Raw genomic sequence first — 16,909 nt, 5'->3', positions numbered from 1 at the left:
GGCCCGACAGCACGGCATGCCAGCCCCGCACGGAGCTGCCGGCGGGCATCATCACCGCGCCCTTGTCGGCCTGCTCGGCAAACACCTCTTCGCGCAGCCGCTCCTGCATGGCGGCAGGCAGGCCCGCGAACCAGGGTTGGGCGGCAATGAATCGTTGGGCAGAAGGGGCAGCGCAAAGCATGGCCCCGATTGTCGCTGCAGCGGTGCCAGCGGTTCAGGGTATTCCCTTGCCCTTTGTCAGTGGGACGACAAGTGTTGGCAGCCATGCCCGCCGGGCGCACACTCCGCTGCGGTTCACGGAGGCCAGCGACAGCGCAACCATGCCGCCGCCGATGCCACGCCAGTGTGTTGGTGCGGCGCGTGTGGGTTCATCCCAGCGGCGTGCGGGGGCACGACGCGGGCGACACCCGGACGCCGATACGCGCGCTACGATGACCGTTCCATTCACTACAACATCCAAGGAGTATTCATGCTGGGCTTGATGCAGAGTCAACCATTGCTGATTTCGTCGCTGATCGAATTCGCAGAGCGCCACCACGGCGACGCCGAAATCGTGTCCCGACGGGTGGAGGGGGACATCCATCGCTACACGTACCGCGACCTCGCCGCACGTGCCCGCCGCCTGGCCAACGCGCTGGATGACCTGAAGCTCCAGTTCAGCGACCGGGTGGCCACGCTGGCCTGGAACGGCTATCGCCACATGGAGATGTATTTCGGCGTGAGCGGATCGGGCCGCGTGCTGCACACCGTCAATCCACGCCTGCACCCCGACCAGATCGCCTGGATCATCAACCACGCAGAAGACCAGGTGATGTGCTTTGACACCACCTTCCTGCCCCTGGTGCAGGCGGTGCACGCCAAATGTCCCACCGTCAAGAAATGGGTCGCCCTGTGCGATGCCGACAAGCTGCCTGCCGACACCGGCATTCCCGGCCTGACCAGCTACGAAGCCTGGATTGGCGCGCACTCGTCCGACTACGCCTGGCCCGAGTTTGACGAGAACTCTGCATCGAGCATGTGCTACACCAGCGGCACCACGGGCAACCCCAAGGCCGCGCTGTACAGCCACCGTTCCACCACGCTGCACGCTTATGCTGCAGCGCTGCCCGATGTGATGTGCCTCTCGGCCCGCGACTCGGTGCTGCCGGTGGTGCCCATGTTCCACGTCAACGCCTGGGGCATTCCGTACTCGGCTGCACTCACAGGCTGCAAGCTGGTGTTCCCCGGCCCGGCGATGGACGGCAAGTCCATCTACGAACTCATCGAAGCGGAGAAGGTGAGCTATGCCGCAGGCGTGCCCACCGTGTGGCAGATGATGTTGGGCCACATGAAGCCTGCAGGCCTCAAGTTCTCCACCCTGCGCCGCACGGTCATCGGTGGCTCGGCCTGTCCGCCCGCCATGATCCACGCGTTCAAGGAGGACTACGGCGTGGAGGTGTTGCACGCCTGGGGCATGACCGAGATGAGCCCGCTGGGCACGCTGTGCACGCTCAAGAACAAACACCTCGCCATGTCCAAGGACGAGCAGATGAAGATCCTGCAAAAGCAGGGCCGTGCGATCTATGGTGTGGACATGAAGATCGTGGGTGGCGACGGCAACGAGCTGCCCTGGGACGGCAAGACCTATGGCGACCTGCTGGTCAAGGGCCCCTGGATCGTGGGCAGCTACTTCAAGGGCGAGGGCGGTGACCCGCTGGTGCGCGACGCGCAGGGCAGGGGCTGGTTCCCCACGGGTGACGTGGCCACCATCGACGCCGACGGCTTCATGCAGATCACCGACCGCAGCAAGGACGTGATCAAGTCCGGTGGCGAATGGATCAGCTCCATCGACATCGAGAACATTGCGATGGCCCATCCCGCCATTGCCATGGCAGCGTGTGTGGGTATGCCGCACCCCAAGTGGGACGAACGTCCCATCGTGGCCGTGGTTAAGCGCCCCGGTGCGGAGGTCACACGCGAAGCGCTGCTGGCCTTCTACGAAGGCAAGACGGCCAAGTGGCAGATCCCTGACGACGTGGTGTTTGTCGATGCCATTCCGCTCGGTGCCACCGGCAAGATGCTCAAGACCAAGCTGCGTGAGCAGCTCAAGGATTACAAGCTTCCCGGCCTGTGATCAGGGTGGGGCAATGCATGTGCGCGCATCGCTTGCGAGCGCCATTTTTTGCACTGCCCCAGGCTGGTGCGCGCTCGGGGGGGCGCGGCGCCAGTCACGTGTGCGACGCTGGTAGGGGCAATCCCTGAGCATCGCTTTGTTGCAACGCGGTACGCTGCGTTGTGTCGATTTACAAGGAGACAAAAGCATGAAGTTCGCTATTAAGGCTGTAGCAGCCTCGGTAATCTTGGCAAGCGCTGGCGGGGCCTTCGCTCAAAAGGGTGAGACGGTCAAAATCGCCTGGCTCGACCCCCTGTCTGGCCTGATGGCGGCCGTGGGAACGAACCAGCTCAAGAGCTTCCAGTTCATCGCTGAGGAGTTCAACAAGAAGAACCCTGCCGGCGTCAAATTTGAAATCATCGGCATCGACAACAAACTCAGCCCGCAGGAAACCACCAGCGCCCTGCGCTCGGCCATGGACCAGGGTGCGCGCTACGTGGTGCAGGGCAACGGCTCTGGTCCCGCACTGGCCATCATGGACGCGCTCGAAAAGCACAACGCACGCAATCCCGGCAAGGAGGTCTTGTTCCTGAACTACGCTGCCGTGGACCCAGACCTCACCAACAGCAAGTGCAGCTACTGGCACTTCCGTCTGGATGCAGACACCTCCATGAAGATGGAAGCGCTGACGACCTACATGAAGGACCTGCCCGAGGTCAAGAAGGTCTACCTGATCAACCAGAACTACTCGCACGGCCACCAGGTCTCCAAGTTCGCCAAGGAGATGATGCAGCGCAAGCGCCCCGACGTGCAGTTTGTGGGTGACGACCTGCACCCCCTTGCCCAGGTGCGCGACTTCTCGCCCTACATCGCCAAGATCAAGGCATCGGGCGCTGACAGCGTGATCACCGGCAACTGGGGTTCTGACCTGGCACTGCTGATCAAGGCCGCTAACGACGCGGGCCTGAACAACGTCAACTTCTACACCTACTACGGCTCCGTCACCGGCAGCCCCACTGCCATGGGCTCTGCCGCTGCAGGCCGCGTGTACATGGTGGCTTACGCCCACATGAACCTGCCTGGCCCGCTGAACCAGATCGTTGTGGACTACAAGAAGAAGTTCAACGACGACATGTACACCGGTGCCGTGTACCACGCCTTCACCATGCTGTCCGAAGGTTTCGTGAAGGCCAAGTCCACCGACCCCGTCAAGGTGGCTGCAGCGTTTGAAGGCATGAAGTTCAAGAGCTTCAACGGTGAAGTCGAAATGCGCAAGACCGACCACCAGCTGCAACAGGGCCTGTTCATTTCCAAGTGGGAAAAAGCCGGCGGCAAGTACCCCATCGACTCGGAAAACACCGGCTACACCTTCGTGCCGCTGAAGTACTACGAGCCCTACGTGGCCAGCACGCCCACGTCGTGCCAGATGAAGCGCCCCTAAATCCGGCGCTGGCGTTTCGGCGCCAGAACTTCGAGGCCCGACGTACTCGGGCCTTTTTTTTCCCTCCGTGATGAAAAATTCCAATGAATCCTGAGTTTTTCGTGATCTCTTTGCTGAACGGCGTGAGCTACGGGCTCCTGCTGTTCATGCTGAGTTCCGGCCTCACGCTGATCTTCAGCATGATGGGCGTGCTCAACTTCGCACACACCAGCTTCTACATGCTGGGTGCCTATTTCGCGTTCACCATCTCCGGGGTGGTGGGCTTTTGGCCTGCGCTGGTGCTGGCACCGCTTGTGGTGTTTGTGCTGGGGGCTGCGTTCGAGCGCTACGCCCTGCGCCGGGTGCACAAGTTTGGCCATGTGCCCGAGCTGCTGGTCACGTTCGGGCTGTCGTACCTGATTCTGGAGGTCGTGCAGCTGGTCTGGGGACGCTCCACGGTGCCTTACGGCCTGCCAGAGCAATTGCAGGGTCCGCTGTTCTCGCTGTACGGCACGCAGTTTCCCAAGTCGCGTTCGTTTGTGATGCTGGTGGCGCTGCTGATGCTGCTGTCGGTGTGGCTGCTGCTCACACGCACCCGCATCGGGCTGGTGATCCAGGCGGCTCTCAAGTACCCAGAAATGGTGGAAGCGCTGGGCCACAACGTGCCGCGTGTCTTCATGCTGGTGTTTGGTGGCGGTGCCGCGCTGGCGGGCCTGGCGGGCGTGATCGGCGGCAACACCTATGTGACTGAGCCTGCGATGGCGGCGTCTGTGGGCTCCATCATCTTCGTGGTGGTGGTGGTGGGCGGCATGGGCTCGCTCGCTGGTGCTTTCATCGCCTCGCTGCTGATTGGCGTGGTACAGACCTTTGCCGTGGCGCTGGACTACTCGCTGATCCACGTCTTCAAGGCCGTGGGTGTGGCGGTGACCGACCAGACCTTTGGCTATCCCTTGCTCAAGCTCACAATTTCCCAGGTGGCGCCCATCCTGCCGTACCTGTTCCTCGTGCTGATCCTGATCTTCCGCCCCAAGGGCCTTCTGGGCACGCGGGAGGACTGATGCCATGAATTCAACCACTCATCCTGTCTCCAGTGCCACGTCGCACTACCGGTTCAAGCCCTGGAACGTCGGGCGCCTTGTGATCTGGACGCTGTTTGCCGCAGCACTGATCGTGGCGCCCATGCTGTTTCGCAGCAGCCTGGCGCTGACCATGCTCTCGCAGATCGGCTACCTCATCATCATCTGCCTGTCCTACAACATGTTGTTGGGGCAGGGCGGCATGCTGAGCTTCGGCCATGCCGTGTACACCGGTCTGGGTTCGTTCATAGCCATCCACGCCATGAACATGGCAAGCAAAGGCAGCTTCAGCATTCCGCTGGTGCTGATCCCCATCGTGGGCGGGCTGGCGGGGGCCTTCTTTGCCATCTTGCTGGGCTTCGTCACGACCAAGAAGTCGGGCACCACATTCGCCATGATCACGCTGGGCATTGGCGAGCTGGTGGCTTCGATGGCGCTGATGTTCCCCGAGTTCTTCGGGGGCGAAGGCGGCATCACCACCGACCGCGTGTATGGCCAGTCGTTCTTCGGCATCACCTTCGGTCCTGCCATTCAGGTGTACTACCTGATCGCCGTGTACTGCTTCGTGTGCACTGCGGCGATGTTTGCCTTCACTGGCACACCGCTGGGCCGCATCCTGAACGCAGTGCGCGACAACCCCGAGCGTGTGGAGTTCATTGGCTACAACACGCAGCGGGTGCGCTACTTCGCCTTCATCATTGCGGGCTTTTTTGCCGGCATTGGTGGTGGTCTGGCCACCATCAACTTCGAGATCGTGACGGGTGCTGACAGCCTGAACGTGGTGCGCTCGGGTGGCTACCTGCTGTTCACCTTCCTGGGCGGTGCCACCTTCTTCTTCGGCCCCATCATTGGTGCCGTGCTGCTGGTGCTGGCGTCGGTGCTGCTGTCCGAGCTGTCCAAGGCCTGGCTGCTGTATCTGGGCCTGGTGTTCCTGTTCATGGTGATGTACGCGCCCGGTGGCGTGGCCAGCCTGATCATGATGAACCTGCGCCTAGCCAAGTTCGGCAAGCTGCGCCAGCTGTGGACCTCTTACCTTGCGCTGGGCGGTACTGCCCTGGTGGGTGTGATGGGCGCAGCCTGCATGATCGAGATGACCTACCACCTGCAGCTCAATGCCGCGCTGGGGCCAGAGTTGACCTTCCTCGGCGCCACGCTCAACGCCAAGGGCTTTACCAGCTGGTTTGGTGCGGTGTTTGTGATGGTGACGGGCTTTGCCCTGTTTGAACTCTGCCGCCGCCAATTTGTGCGCCAGTGGAGCAGGATCCAGGAAGAAATAGAACATGAAATCAAGCGCGGGGAGGCTTTGTAACCATGGCGGCTGACAACGCAACCTATGCGCTCGAACTGCGCGACTTGCGCAAGAGCTTTGGCAAGACCGAGATCATCCGCGGCGCCAACTTGGCTGTCGCGCCCGGTGAGCGCGTGGCCATCATCGGCCCCAACGGCGCGGGCAAGTCCACGCTGTTCAATCTGATCAGCGGGCGCTTTGCGCCCACCAGCGGCGATGTGATCCTGAATGGCCAGCGCATCAACGGCATGGCACCGTACGAGATCAACCGGCGCGGGCTCTCGCGCAGCTTCCAGATCACCAACATCTTTCCCAAGCTGTCGGTGTTCGAAAACCTGCGGTGCGGCGTGCTGTGGAGCATGGGCTACAAGTACACGTTCCTGCGCTTCCTGTCGAACCTGCACGATGCCAATGAGCGCGCCAAGCAGCTCATGGAGATGATCAAGCTCGACAAGAAGCGCGACACGCTGGCGATGAACCTGACCTACGCCGAGCAGCGTGCGCTGGAGATTGGCATCACCATCGCGGGCGGTGCCAACGTGATCCTGCTGGACGAACCGACGGCCGGCATGAGCAAGACCGAGACCTCACGCTTCATCCACCTCATCAAGGAAGTGACCGAAGGCCGCACGCTGTTGACGGTGGAGCACGACATGGGCGTGGTGTTCGGCCTGGCCGACAAGATCGCTGTGGTGGTGTATGGCGAGGTGATTGCCTTTGACACGCCCGACAAGGTGCGCGCCAACCAGCGCGTGCAAGAGGCCTATCTGGGCTCGGTCGTTGCGGACGAGCAAGGGGCGGGACACTGACATGCTGAAAATCGAAAATCTCCACGCCTATTACGGCAAGAGCCATGTGCTGCATGGCGTGACCTTTGATGTACAACCCGGTGAAATCGTGGCCCTGCTGGGGCGCAACGGTTCGGGCCGCTCCACCACCGCCAAGGCCATCATGGGTCTGGTGGACTGGGAGGGCACACTCAACTGGAAGGGGCAGGACCTCAATGGCAGGAAGGCCTACGAGATCGCCCACCTGGGGGTGGGTTATGTGCCCGAAAGCCGCGATGTGTTCCCCAACCTCACCGTGCACCAGAACCTGATGCTCGGCCAAAAGGGCAGTGGCAAGAACAGCCGCTGGTCGTTTGACGATATGTACGAGATGTTCCCCCGACTCAAGGAGCGCCAGCACACCGAGGCGGGCGTGATGTCGGGCGGCGAGCAGCAGATGTTGACCCTGTGCCGCACGCTCATGGGTGACCCGGACCTCATCATCATCGACGAGCCCACCGAGGGTCTGGCACCCAAGATCGTCGAGCTGGTGGGCCAGTACCTGCAGACCATCAAGTCGCGCGGCATCTCGGTGCTGTTGATCGAGCAGAAGCTGACCATTGCCATGAAGATCTCAGACCGCGCACTGGTGATGGGGCATGGCTCTATCGTGTTCCAGGGCACACCGGACAGCCTGCGGGCCGACAACTACATCCGCAAGGAATGGCTTGAAGTCTGACGATTTCTGAAAAACCATGGCCAAAAGAGGCGCCCGATAGCTGAAGGCGCCTCTTTTTTTGCTCTACCAAATGTTGCACTGCAAACCCCCTTGTCCCGCCCGGGACAAATTGACACGCCAAATGGGTTTGAAGTCTCTACAATAAAAACGCACGATCGTTCTTTTTCACTTTCCAAGGAACAACAGCACCATGACCGCTGAATACAAAGTCCACGGCTCCGTTGCCGTGATCACCATGGCCAACCCTCCCGTCAACGGACTCGGTCTGGCGACCCGCCAGGGCATCGTGGACGGCCTTGGCCGTGCCAATGCCGATGCAGCGGTCACGTCCATCGTGATCACCGGTGCCGGTGGTGCGTTCTCTGGCGGCGCCGACATCAAGGAGTTCGGCACCGACAAGTCGCTGCAAGAACCCAACCTGCTGTCGGTGATTGCCGCCATTGAAAACTCGGCCAAGCCCGTCGTGGCCGCCATGCACAGCGTGGCCATGGGTGGCGGGCTGGAGCTGGCCCTGGGTTGCCACTACCGCATTGCGGCGCCTGGCTGCTCGATTGCACTGCCCGAAGTCAAGCTGGGCCTGATCCCCGGCGCAGGAGGTACACAGCGCCTGCCCCGCGTGATTGGTGTGGAAGCCGCGCTCAACCTCATCGTGAGCGGCGAGCCCGTCAAGAGTGAAATGATTGGCGCCGTGCCCGGCCAGAAGCTGTTTGACAAGATGGCAGCGTCGGCCGAATCGCTAGCCGCAGAAGCCCTGGCGTTTGCCAAGAGCGTGGCGGATGCCCGCCCGCTGCCCCTGGTGCGCAACTTCCCCTGCAAGCACCCCGAAGGCGACGCGTACTTCCAGTTCGCGCGCAACATGGTCAAGGGCATGGCCAAGAACTTCCCCGCACCCGCCAAGTGCGTGGACGCGGTCGAAGCGGCCACCAAGAAGAAGTTCGCAGAAGGCATGCTGGTCGAGCGCGAGATCTTCATCAACCTGATGTGGACGCCCGAGTCGCGTGCACTGCGCCATTTGTTCATGGCTGAGCGTGCGGCCTCCAAGATTCCTGATGTGGCCTCCGACACCCCCAAGCGCGACATCAAGCTGGTGGGCGTGATTGGCGCGGGCACCATGGGCGGCGGCATTTCCATGAACTTCCTGAACGCGGGCATCCCCGTCAAGATCCTGGAAATGAAGCAGGAAGCCCTGGACCGTGGCGTGGCCACTATCAAGAAGAACTACGAAGCCCAGGTCAAGAAGGGCAAGCTCAAGCAGGACAAGTACGAGCAGCGCATGGCCCTGCTGAGCACCACGCTGAGCTACGACGATCTCAAGGACTGCGACCTCATCATCGAAGCCGTGTTCGAAGAGATGGGCGTCAAGGAAGCCGTGTTCAAGCAACTCGACGCTGTGGCCAAGCCCGGCGCCATCCTGGCCTCCAACACCTCCACGCTCGACGTGGACAAGATCGCAGCGTTTACCAAGCGTCCGCAGGACGTGGTGGGCATGCACTTCTTCAGCCCTGCCAACGTGATGAAGCTGCTGGAAGTGGTGCGTGGCAAGGAGACCGCCAAGGATGTGCTGGCCACCGTGATGGCCATCGGCAAGAAGATCAAGAAGACTTCCGTGGTCTCGGGCGTGTGCGATGGTTTCATCGGCAACCGCATGATCGAGCAGTACAGCCGCCAGGCTGGCTTCCTGCTGGACGAAGGCTGCACTCCCCAACAGGTGGACAAGGCCATCGAAAAGTTTGGCTTTGCCATGGGCCCGTTCCGCATGGGCGACCTGGCAGGCAACGACATCGGCTGGGCCATCCGCAAGCGCCGCTCCGTCGAACGTGCCGACATGAAGTACAGCCGCACGGCCGACAAGCTGTGTGAACTGGGCCGCTTCGGCCAGAAGACCGGCGCAGGCTGGTACGACTACCAGGCCGGCAAGCGCGACGCGATCCCGAGCGACCTGGTCAACAAGATGATCGAAGACCACCGCAAGGAGCTGGGCATCACGCCGCGCAAGATTTCGGACGAAGAAATCGTGCAGCGCCTGGTGTTCGCCCTGGTCAACGAAGGCGCGCACATCCTGGAAGACGGCATCGCCAGCAAGTCCGGCGACATCGACATGGTGTACTTGACCGGCTACGGTTTCCCCATCCACCGTGGCGGCCCCATGCACTACGCCAGCGAAGTGGGTCTGTTCAACGTGGTGCAGGCCATGGACCGTTTTGCCAAGAACCCGCTGGATGACGCAGCGTTCTGGAAGCCCGCTCCGCTGCTGGCCAAGCTGGCCGCCGAAGGCAAGGCCTTCCAGTAAATAGCCGCGTGCACCCATCCACAGAATCAAAGGAATTCACATGACCTCCGCAGTGATTGTTTCCACCGCCCGCACGCCGCTCGCCAAGAGCTGGAAGGGTTCGTTCAACATGACGCATGGCGCCACCCTGGGCGGCCATGCCGTGCAGCACGCCGTGTTGCGCGCCGGCATCGACGGTGCAGACGTGGACGACGTCATCATGGGTTGCGCCACGCCTGAAGGCGCCACCGGCAGCAACATCGCGCGCCAGATCGCCTTGAAGGCCGGTCTGCCCATCACCGCTTCCGGCGTCACGGTCAACCGCTTTTGCTCTTCGGGCCTGCAGACCATTGCCATGGCCGCCCAGCGCATCATCGCTGGCGAAGCCGATGTGTTCGTGGCCGGTGGTGTTGAAAGCATCTCCTGCGTGCAGCAGGAGATGAACCTGCACATGATCCAGGACCTGGCTCTGGCCAAGCAAAAGCCCGAGATTTACTGGAGCATGCTGCAGACCGCCGAGCAAGTGGCCAAGCGCTACAACATCGGCCGCGAAGCCATGGACGAGTACGGTGCAGGCAGCCAGCAAAAGGCTTGCGCGGCGCAGGCCAACGGCTTGTTCGATGCAGAAATCGCCCCCATCACCGTGACGGCCGGTGTGGCTGACAAGACTCTGGGCCTGATCACCAAGCAAGTCACGGTGAGCAAGGACGAAGGCACGCGCGAAGGCACGACGGTGGAGGCCATCAGTGGCCTGCGGTCGGCACTGCCCGGTGGCCTGATCTCGGCCGGCAATGCCAGCCAGTTCTCTGACGGCGCCGGTGCCTGCGTGATCACCAGCGAAGAGTACGCCAGCAAGAAGGGCCTCAAGCCCTTGGGCCGGTTCCTCGGCTTTGCAGTGGCCGGTTGCGAGCCTGACGAAATGGGCATCGGCCCTGTGTTTGCCGTGCCCAAGGTGCTGAAGAAGCTGGGCCTCACGGTGCAGGACATCGACCTCTGGGAGCTGAACGAAGCCTTCGCCGTGCAGGTGCTGTACTGCCGCGACAAGCTGGGCATCCCGGCGGACCGTCTGAACGTGAACGGCGGCGCCATCGCCCTGGGCCACCCCTACGGTGTGTCGGGCCAGCGCCTCACAGGCCACGCCCTCATCGAAGGCAAGCGCCGTGGCGCCAAGAAAGTGTGCGTGACGATGTGCATCGGCGGCGGCATGGGCGCTGCGGGCATTTTCGAGGTGCTGTAAGCCATGTCCGGGCAGGCCTCGTCGCCACCGCGCACCGACATCCCCGATGTCGTGGTGTCGCCCGAGGTCTTCCTGGCCATGGGGCGTGAGGTACTGGCATCGCAGCCGTTCAGCATCCTGGTGGGGGCGCGGCTGCATGCCTTGTCCCCAGGGCACTGCGAGCTGCACCTGCCCATCACGCCCCAGTTGCTGCAGCAGCATGGTTTTGTGCACGGGGGCGTGCTGAGCTATGTGGCCGACAACGCCCTGACCTACGCGGGAGGCACCGCGATGCGGGTGCCCGTGGTGACCTCCGAGTTCAAGATCAACTACCTGCGCCCTGCGGTGGGCGAACTGCTCATCGCCCGTGCGCAGGCGGTGCACCATGGCCGCGCGCAGGCGGTGTGCCGCTGCGATGTGTTGGTGGTGCAGGCAGGCACCGAAAAGCTGTGCGCCGTGGCGCAAGGCACCATTGCCGCACTGCCACCTCGCGAAGACGCGGCACCGTCGCCCGCTGGCGCCTGATGGTGGCAAGGGATGGGAGCATGTTCCTCCTCACTCCTGCGCCGTTTACTCCTTATTTGATAGCTGCTGGCGCATGATTTATTTGCGCCTGGGGCTGTTTTAACCCTGAAATGCCATGAGCCTACGTCCCACCGTCGATTTCCTGCTCTACCAGTGGCTGAACGCCGAGAAGCTGCAAACCCGCGAGCGCTTTGCAGACCACTCCCGCGAAACCTTCGATGCCGTGCTCGACACCTCCGAGCGCATCGCGCGCGAGAAGTACGCGCCCTTCAACCGCGTGGTGGACACGGAAGAACCCCGCACCGAGACCGAGCCCGACGGCACGCTTCGTGTGGTGCTGCCGCAAGCCACCTACGAAGCACGGCGCGCCTATGCCGAGTCGGGCCTGCTGAGCGCCGCGCAGGACTACGACATTGGCGGCATGCAGCTGCCCTACACGGTGGAGGCTGCGGCCAACAGCTTTTTCGCGGCCGCCTCGATCAGCATTGGGTCCAACCTGCTGACCTCGGGCAACGCCAACCTGCTCATGGTGCATGGCACCGATCTGCAAAAGCAGGTGTTTGCGCTCAATGAATTCAACGGCCGCTGGTCGGGCACCATGTGCCTGTCGGAGCCACAGGCGGGCTCGTCCCTGTCCGACGTGGCCACACGCGCCGTGCCGGATGGCGAGGGCTTTGAGAGCGACCCGCTCGGCCCCCGCTACCGCCTCAAGGGCAACAAGATGTGGATCAGCTCGGGCGACCATGAGCTGACCGAAAACATCGTGCACCTGGTGCTGGCCAAGATCCCGGGGCCAGACGGCAAGCTGGTGCCGGGCACCAAGGGCATCTCGCTGTTCATCGTGCCCAAGAAGCTGGTGGACACCGACGGCCAGCTGACCGGCGTGCGCAACGACGTGGCGCTGGCGGGCCTGAACCACAAGCTGGGCTGGCGCGGCACCACCAACACGCTGCTGAACTTTGGCGAGGGCAAGTACCCCGTGGATGGCCAGGCAGGCGCCGTGGGTTACCTGGTCGGCCAGCCCGGCAAGGGCCTGCACTGCATGTTCCACATGATGAACGAGGCGCGCATCGGCATCGGGATGGCCGCCACCATGCTCGGCCTGGCGGGCTACTACGCCAGCCTGGACTACGCCAAGAACCGCCCCCAGGGCCGCCCCGTGCAGGGCCCCAAGGACGGTGCGGCTGCCGTGGTCAAGGACGCCGCCCAGCCCCAGGTGCGCATCGTGGAGCACGCAGACGTCAAGCGCATGCTGCTGGCGCAAAAGTCGTATGGCGAGGGCGCGCTCGCGCTCAACCTGTTCTGCGCGCGGCTGGTGGACGAGCAACACACGGGCGATGCCGCTGCGGCCGACGAAGCCCGCCTGCTGCTGGAGGTGCTGACCCCCATCGCCAAGAGCTGGCCCAGCGAATGGTGCCTGGAGGCCAACAGCCTGGCCATCCAGATCCACGGCGGCTACGGCTACACGCGCGACTTTCCGGTGGAGCAGTACTGGCGCGACAACCGCCTGAACATGATCCACGAAGGCACCCACGGCATCCAGGCCATGGACCTGCTGGGCCGCAAGGTGCTGATGGAAGGCGGCCGGGGCCTGCAACTGCTGGCCGGTCGCATCAACGCCACCATCGAGCGCGCCATCCAGGTGCCCGCGCTCGCCGCCCACGCCAACGCGCTGGGCAAGGCGCTGCAGGACGTGGGCGCTGCCACCAAGGCCGCCTGGGCCACGGGCCGACCCGCTGATGCGCTGTCCAACGCCGTGCCCTACATGCAGGCCTTTGGCCACACGGTGCTGGCCTGGGTGTGGCTGGACGTGGCGCTGGCCACCCTGGCGGCCGATGCAGCCCTGGCGCAGCCCGCCAGCGTGGGCCGCATGGGCGCCATGCGCTTTTTCTTCCATTACGAGCTGCCCAAGATCGGCGCCTGGCTGCAAGTGGTCAGCACGCGCGACGCGACCTGCGCCAGCTTTCCTGAAGAGGCGTTCTGATGGCCGCTGCGCACACCCTGCAGCGCTTGCACAAAATCATCTGGGCGCTGATCTACGGCGGCCTGCTCACGCTGGTGCTGGGCATTGCCAGCGCCCGCACCGACCCGGCCACGGGCTGGGTGCTGATGGTGGGCGGGGGCGTGGTGGCTGCCGTGGGCGTGGTGCTGATCGCCGTGCGTGCGCGGCTCAAGGCCGACCCCCAGGGCTGACGCTGCGGCACCGCGGCAGCCACGTGGCTGGCCCACTGCGGAGCGGACGCGGCGGCGACACAATGCAGCCTTCTGGCGCCGCACAATGGCTGCCTGTGTTCCACCCCCTGGCTGGCGCAATCCAGCGCCGGGCTGTGGTCCGAGAACATCCATCGACTGGCAAAAATCCAAGGAGACATTCACATGACACGCACCATCCAACAACTGTTTGACCTGACGGGCAAGACCGCCCTGGTGACCGGCGGCTCGCGCGGCCTGGGCCTGCAACTGGCCCACGCGCTGGGCGAGGCGGGCGCCAAGATCGTGCTCAGCTCGCGCAAGGCGTCTGACCTGGAAGAAGCCACGGCCGACCTGCAGGCCGCAGGCATCGACGCGCGCTGGATTGCCGCCGACTGCGCCAAGGAAGAAGACATCCGCCGCCTGGCCGACGAGACCTTACAGCGCCTGGGCCATGTGGACATCCTGGTCAACAACGCAGGCGCGGCCTGGGGCTCTCCGGCTGAAGACCACCCCGTGGAGGCCTGGGACAAGGTGATGAACCTCAACGTGCGTGGGTACTTCATCCTGAGCCAGCACATCGCCAAGCACAGCATGATCGGCCGCCGTAGCGGCAGCATCATCAATGTGGCGTCCATCGCCGGCCTGGGCGGCAACCCCAAGGGCATGAACACCATTGCTTACAACACCTCCAAGGGCGCGGTGATCAACTTCACACGGGCGCTGGCGGCCGAATGGGGGGCCTACAACATCCGCGTCAACGCGATCTGCCCGGGCTTCTTCCCGAGCAAGATGACGGTGGGCACGCTCAAGGCGATGGGCGAAGAGGCGCTGGCTGCCCACGCCCCCCTGGGCCGCCTGGGCGATGATGAAGACCTGAAGGGCCTGTGTGCGCTGTATGCGTCGGATGCGGGCAAGCACATCACCGGCCAATGGCTGGCGGTGGACGGCGGCGTGAGCATTGTGACTGGAGGGTGAACATCCCCCTGAGCGGCTGCGCCGCTTCCCCCTTCTCTCGAATCGCTGAGCGATTCGGGAAGGGGGACGACGCAATCGCTGCGGGGCGGCCCTTGCTCTGCGTCCCTCGCCTGTGCCGCGCCCGTTGCGACCTACATTTCCAAAGGAACAAACCTTGATTAGTTTTGGTGTCGAAATCCCCTTTGTCAGCCACCTGGGCTTCACGCTGCACCGCATGGAGGACGGCGAGTCCGAGCTGCGTTACGAAGCCAAGCCTGAGCACCTCAACTCGTTTGCCGTGACCCACGGCGGCGCGTCGATGACGCTGCTGGACGTGACCATGGCGACGGCCGCGCGCAGCGTGACGCCGGACATGGGCGTGGTCACCATCGAGATGAAGACCAGCTTCATGCAGCCCGCGCGCGGGCCGCTGGTGGCCAAGGGGCGATTGATTCACCGCACGGCCACCATGGCGTTCACCGAGGGCACGGTGTACGACGCCCAAGGCAAGGTGTGCTGCCACGCCACCGGCACGTTCAAGTACGTCAAGCGCCTGCCGGTGGACGGGCGCAATGTGAATGACCTCAAGGTCATCTCCACCGACTGAGCCAGTGGTTGAGGTCGCCAGCGGTTTTTAAAGCCTTTTTGCCTGCAAGCGCAATGGATATATGTGCTGGCAGCTATCAAAAACATAGTGTTTAATTTTCTGAAGGAGCTTTCCATGCCACGCAACCAACAAATCGTTCTCGACAACCGTCCCCAGGGCGAAGCGGTGGCCAGCAACTTCAAGCTGGTCGCGACCGACACGCCCGCGCTGCAGGACGGCCAGGTGCTGGTACGCCACCACTACCTGAGCCTGGACCCCTACATGCGCGGCCGCATGAACGAGAGCAAGAGCTACGCCGCGTCGCAGGCGCTGGGCGAAGTCATGATCGGTGGCACCGTGGGTGAAGTGGCCGAGAGCAAGCATCCCAAGTACGCCGTGGGCGACAAGGTGGTGGGCATGGGCGGCTGGCAGGAATACAGCGTGGTCAATGCCGACCAGCCCGGCGCGCTGCGCAAGGTCGATACGACCCATGTGCCGCTGTCGCACTACCTGGGCGCCGTGGGCATGCCGGGTGTCACGGCCTGGTACGGCCTGGTCAAGATCATTGCGCCCAAGGAAGGCGACACCGTGGTGGTGAGCGCCGCCACGGGCGCCGTGGGCAGCGCCTTTGCTGCGCTGGCCAAGGCCCGTGGCTGCCGCGCGGTGGGCATTGCGGGCGGTGCCGACAAGTGCAAGTACGCAGTAGAAGAACTGGGCTTTGACGCCTGCATCGACTATCGTGCCCACAGCGACGTCAAGGCTCTGTCCAAGGCCCTGAAGGAAGCGTGCCCCAACGGCATCGATGGCTACTTCGAGAACGTGGGCGGCTGGATCATGGACGCCGTCATGCTGCGCATGAACGCCTTCAGCCGCATCGCCCTGTGCGGCATGATCGCCGGCTACGACGGCGCACCGCTGCCCATGGCCAACCCCGCGCTCATGCTTATCAACCGCATGAAGGTTGAAGGTTTCATCGTCAGCGAGCACATGGAAGTCTGGCCTGATGCCCTCAAGGAGCTGGGCACGCTGGTCGGCACCGGCAAGCTGCGCCCGCGCGAAACCATTGCCCAAGGCATTGCCGCCGCGCCCGAGGCCTTCCTGGGCCTGCTCAAGGGCAAGAACTTTGGCAAGCAACTGGTCAAGCTGATCTGATGATGCTGAAGTGGACCTGGGCCCGCTTCGATGACCTGGGCGTGCATGCGCTGCATGACGCCCTGGCCCTGCGCTGCAAGGTGTTCATCCTGGAACAGGGCCCCTACCAGGACCCGGACGAAGCGGACAAAAAGTCCTACCACCTGCTGGGCTACGACGAGGCGGGTGCGCTGCAAGCCTGCTTGCGCGTGGTGGACCCGGGCGTGAACTACCCCGAGCCCTCGATTGGCCGCGTGGTCACCGCCAAGGAGGCGCGCGGCAACGGCACAGGCCGGGCGCTGATGCAAGAGGGCATTGCCCGCTGCAGCCAGGCGTGGCCGGACCGGGGCATCCGCATCAGTGCGCAGGCGCACCTGCGGGGCTTCTACGGCAGCCTGGGTTTTGAGGCGGTCTCCGACGAGTATCTGGAAGACGATATCCCGCACATTGAAATGCTGCGAAAGGCGGGCTGACACAGCCGCAGCCCCTTCGACCATTCACACAGCCCACCCGTGAAGGAGCCGACATGACCTTGCCCACCGCCACCCTGGCGCGTACCCATGACGTCTTCAACCAGAGCACGCCGTGGGCGGATGTGAACCTGTTCACCACCAACCAGCCGCTGCAGGATGCGTTGCGCCTGCATGCACCCG

The 16,909-nt window shown here is 63.4% G+C and carries 16 protein-coding genes and 1 pseudogene; 16 read left to right on the top strand and 1 reads right to left on the bottom strand.

Annotated elements, in window-relative coordinates; translation table 11 throughout:
• Nucleotides 1-181, bottom strand: a pseudogene (locus tag DBR23_RS31550) (Crp/Fnr family transcriptional regulator); the annotation flags it as partial.
• Between the two features lie 288 nt (nt 182-469).
• Here DBR23_RS31550 and DBR23_RS22565 point away from each other — a divergent pair.
• From DBR23_RS22565 to DBR23_RS31545, 16 genes are all read left to right on the top strand, one after another.
• Entirely contained in the window at nt 470-2,113 is a 1,644-nt protein-coding gene (locus tag DBR23_RS22565; RefSeq protein WP_108499646.1) for a 3-(methylthio)propionyl-CoA ligase, read from the top strand.
• A 187-nt stretch (nt 2,114-2,300) separates the two neighbouring features.
• The gene (locus DBR23_RS22560; protein WP_108499645.1) at nt 2,301-3,533 is read left to right on the top strand and encodes a branched-chain amino acid ABC transporter substrate-binding protein; all 1,233 of its coding nucleotides are present in this window, start codon (nt 2,301-2,303) and stop codon (nt 3,531-3,533) included.
• 83 nt (nt 3,534-3,616) lie between these two features.
• Entirely contained in the window at nt 3,617-4,570 is a 954-nt protein-coding gene (locus DBR23_RS22555; RefSeq protein WP_056063520.1) for a branched-chain amino acid ABC transporter permease, read from the top strand.
• 4 nt (nt 4,571-4,574) lie between these two features.
• Nucleotides 4,575-5,897 carry a branched-chain amino acid ABC transporter permease gene (locus DBR23_RS22550; RefSeq protein ID WP_056063517.1) on the top strand — a complete coding sequence of 441 codons (1,323 nt, stop codon included), beginning with the start codon at nt 4,575-4,577 and terminating at the stop codon, nt 5,895-5,897.
• A 2-nt stretch (nt 5,898-5,899) separates the two neighbouring features.
• Nucleotides 5,900-6,685, top strand: coding sequence for an ABC transporter ATP-binding protein (locus DBR23_RS22545; RefSeq protein ID WP_015014388.1), 786 nt, complete (start codon nt 5,900-5,902; stop codon nt 6,683-6,685).
• A gap of 1 nt (nt 6,686) precedes the next feature.
• Complete coding sequence (locus tag DBR23_RS22540) at nt 6,687-7,382, top strand: ABC transporter ATP-binding protein (protein ID WP_056063513.1); 696 nt, start codon at nt 6,687-6,689, stop codon at nt 7,380-7,382.
• 190 nt (nt 7,383-7,572) lie between these two features.
• Complete coding sequence (locus DBR23_RS22535; RefSeq protein WP_108499644.1) at nt 7,573-9,672, top strand: 3-hydroxyacyl-CoA dehydrogenase NAD-binding domain-containing protein; 2,100 nt, start codon at nt 7,573-7,575, stop codon at nt 9,670-9,672.
• 40 nt (nt 9,673-9,712) lie between these two features.
• The gene (locus DBR23_RS22530) at nt 9,713-10,888 is read left to right on the top strand and encodes an acetyl-CoA C-acyltransferase (protein WP_056063507.1); all 1,176 of its coding nucleotides are present in this window, start codon (nt 9,713-9,715) and stop codon (nt 10,886-10,888) included.
• A gap of 3 nt (nt 10,889-10,891) precedes the next feature.
• The gene (locus DBR23_RS22525; protein WP_225581328.1) at nt 10,892-11,392 is read left to right on the top strand and encodes a PaaI family thioesterase; all 501 of its coding nucleotides are present in this window, start codon (nt 10,892-10,894) and stop codon (nt 11,390-11,392) included.
• A 115-nt stretch (nt 11,393-11,507) separates the two neighbouring features.
• Nucleotides 11,508-13,376, top strand: a complete 1,869-nt coding sequence (locus DBR23_RS22520; RefSeq protein WP_108499643.1) for an acyl-CoA dehydrogenase — start codon at nt 11,508-11,510, stop codon at nt 13,374-13,376.
• A complete protein-coding gene (locus DBR23_RS22515; RefSeq protein ID WP_108499642.1) occupies nt 13,376-13,585 on the top strand; it encodes a hypothetical protein in 210 nt (69 codons plus the stop codon). Before DBR23_RS22520 ends, DBR23_RS22515 begins: the two co-directional genes overlap by 1 nt.
• A 183-nt stretch (nt 13,586-13,768) precedes the next feature.
• On the top strand, nt 13,769-14,560 hold the full coding sequence (locus DBR23_RS22510; protein WP_056063500.1) for an SDR family oxidoreductase: 792 nt from the start codon (nt 13,769-13,771) through the stop codon (nt 14,558-14,560).
• A gap of 154 nt (nt 14,561-14,714) precedes the next feature.
• On the top strand, nt 14,715-15,146 hold the full coding sequence (locus tag DBR23_RS22505; RefSeq protein WP_056063497.1) for a PaaI family thioesterase: 432 nt from the start codon (nt 14,715-14,717) through the stop codon (nt 15,144-15,146).
• Between the two features lie 114 nt (nt 15,147-15,260).
• Nucleotides 15,261-16,277, top strand: a complete 1,017-nt coding sequence (locus tag DBR23_RS22500; protein WP_108499641.1) for an NADP-dependent oxidoreductase — start codon at nt 15,261-15,263, stop codon at nt 16,275-16,277.
• Nucleotides 16,277-16,729, top strand: a complete 453-nt coding sequence (locus DBR23_RS22495) for a GNAT family N-acetyltransferase (RefSeq protein ID WP_108499640.1) — start codon at nt 16,277-16,279, stop codon at nt 16,727-16,729. Before DBR23_RS22500 ends, DBR23_RS22495 begins: the two co-directional genes overlap by 1 nt.
• 53 nt (nt 16,730-16,782) lie before the next feature.
• Nucleotides 16,783-16,909 (top strand): hypothetical protein (locus DBR23_RS31545; RefSeq protein WP_233250679.1); only part of this gene is annotated, 127 nt, incomplete at its 3' end.

Origin of the sequence: Acidovorax sp. HMWF018, from assembly GCF_003061035.1 — a bacterium.
Taxonomy (GTDB): domain Bacteria; phylum Pseudomonadota; class Gammaproteobacteria; order Burkholderiales; family Burkholderiaceae_C; genus Acidovorax; species Acidovorax delafieldii.
This window is presented reverse-complemented; position numbering and strand designations above follow the sequence as displayed.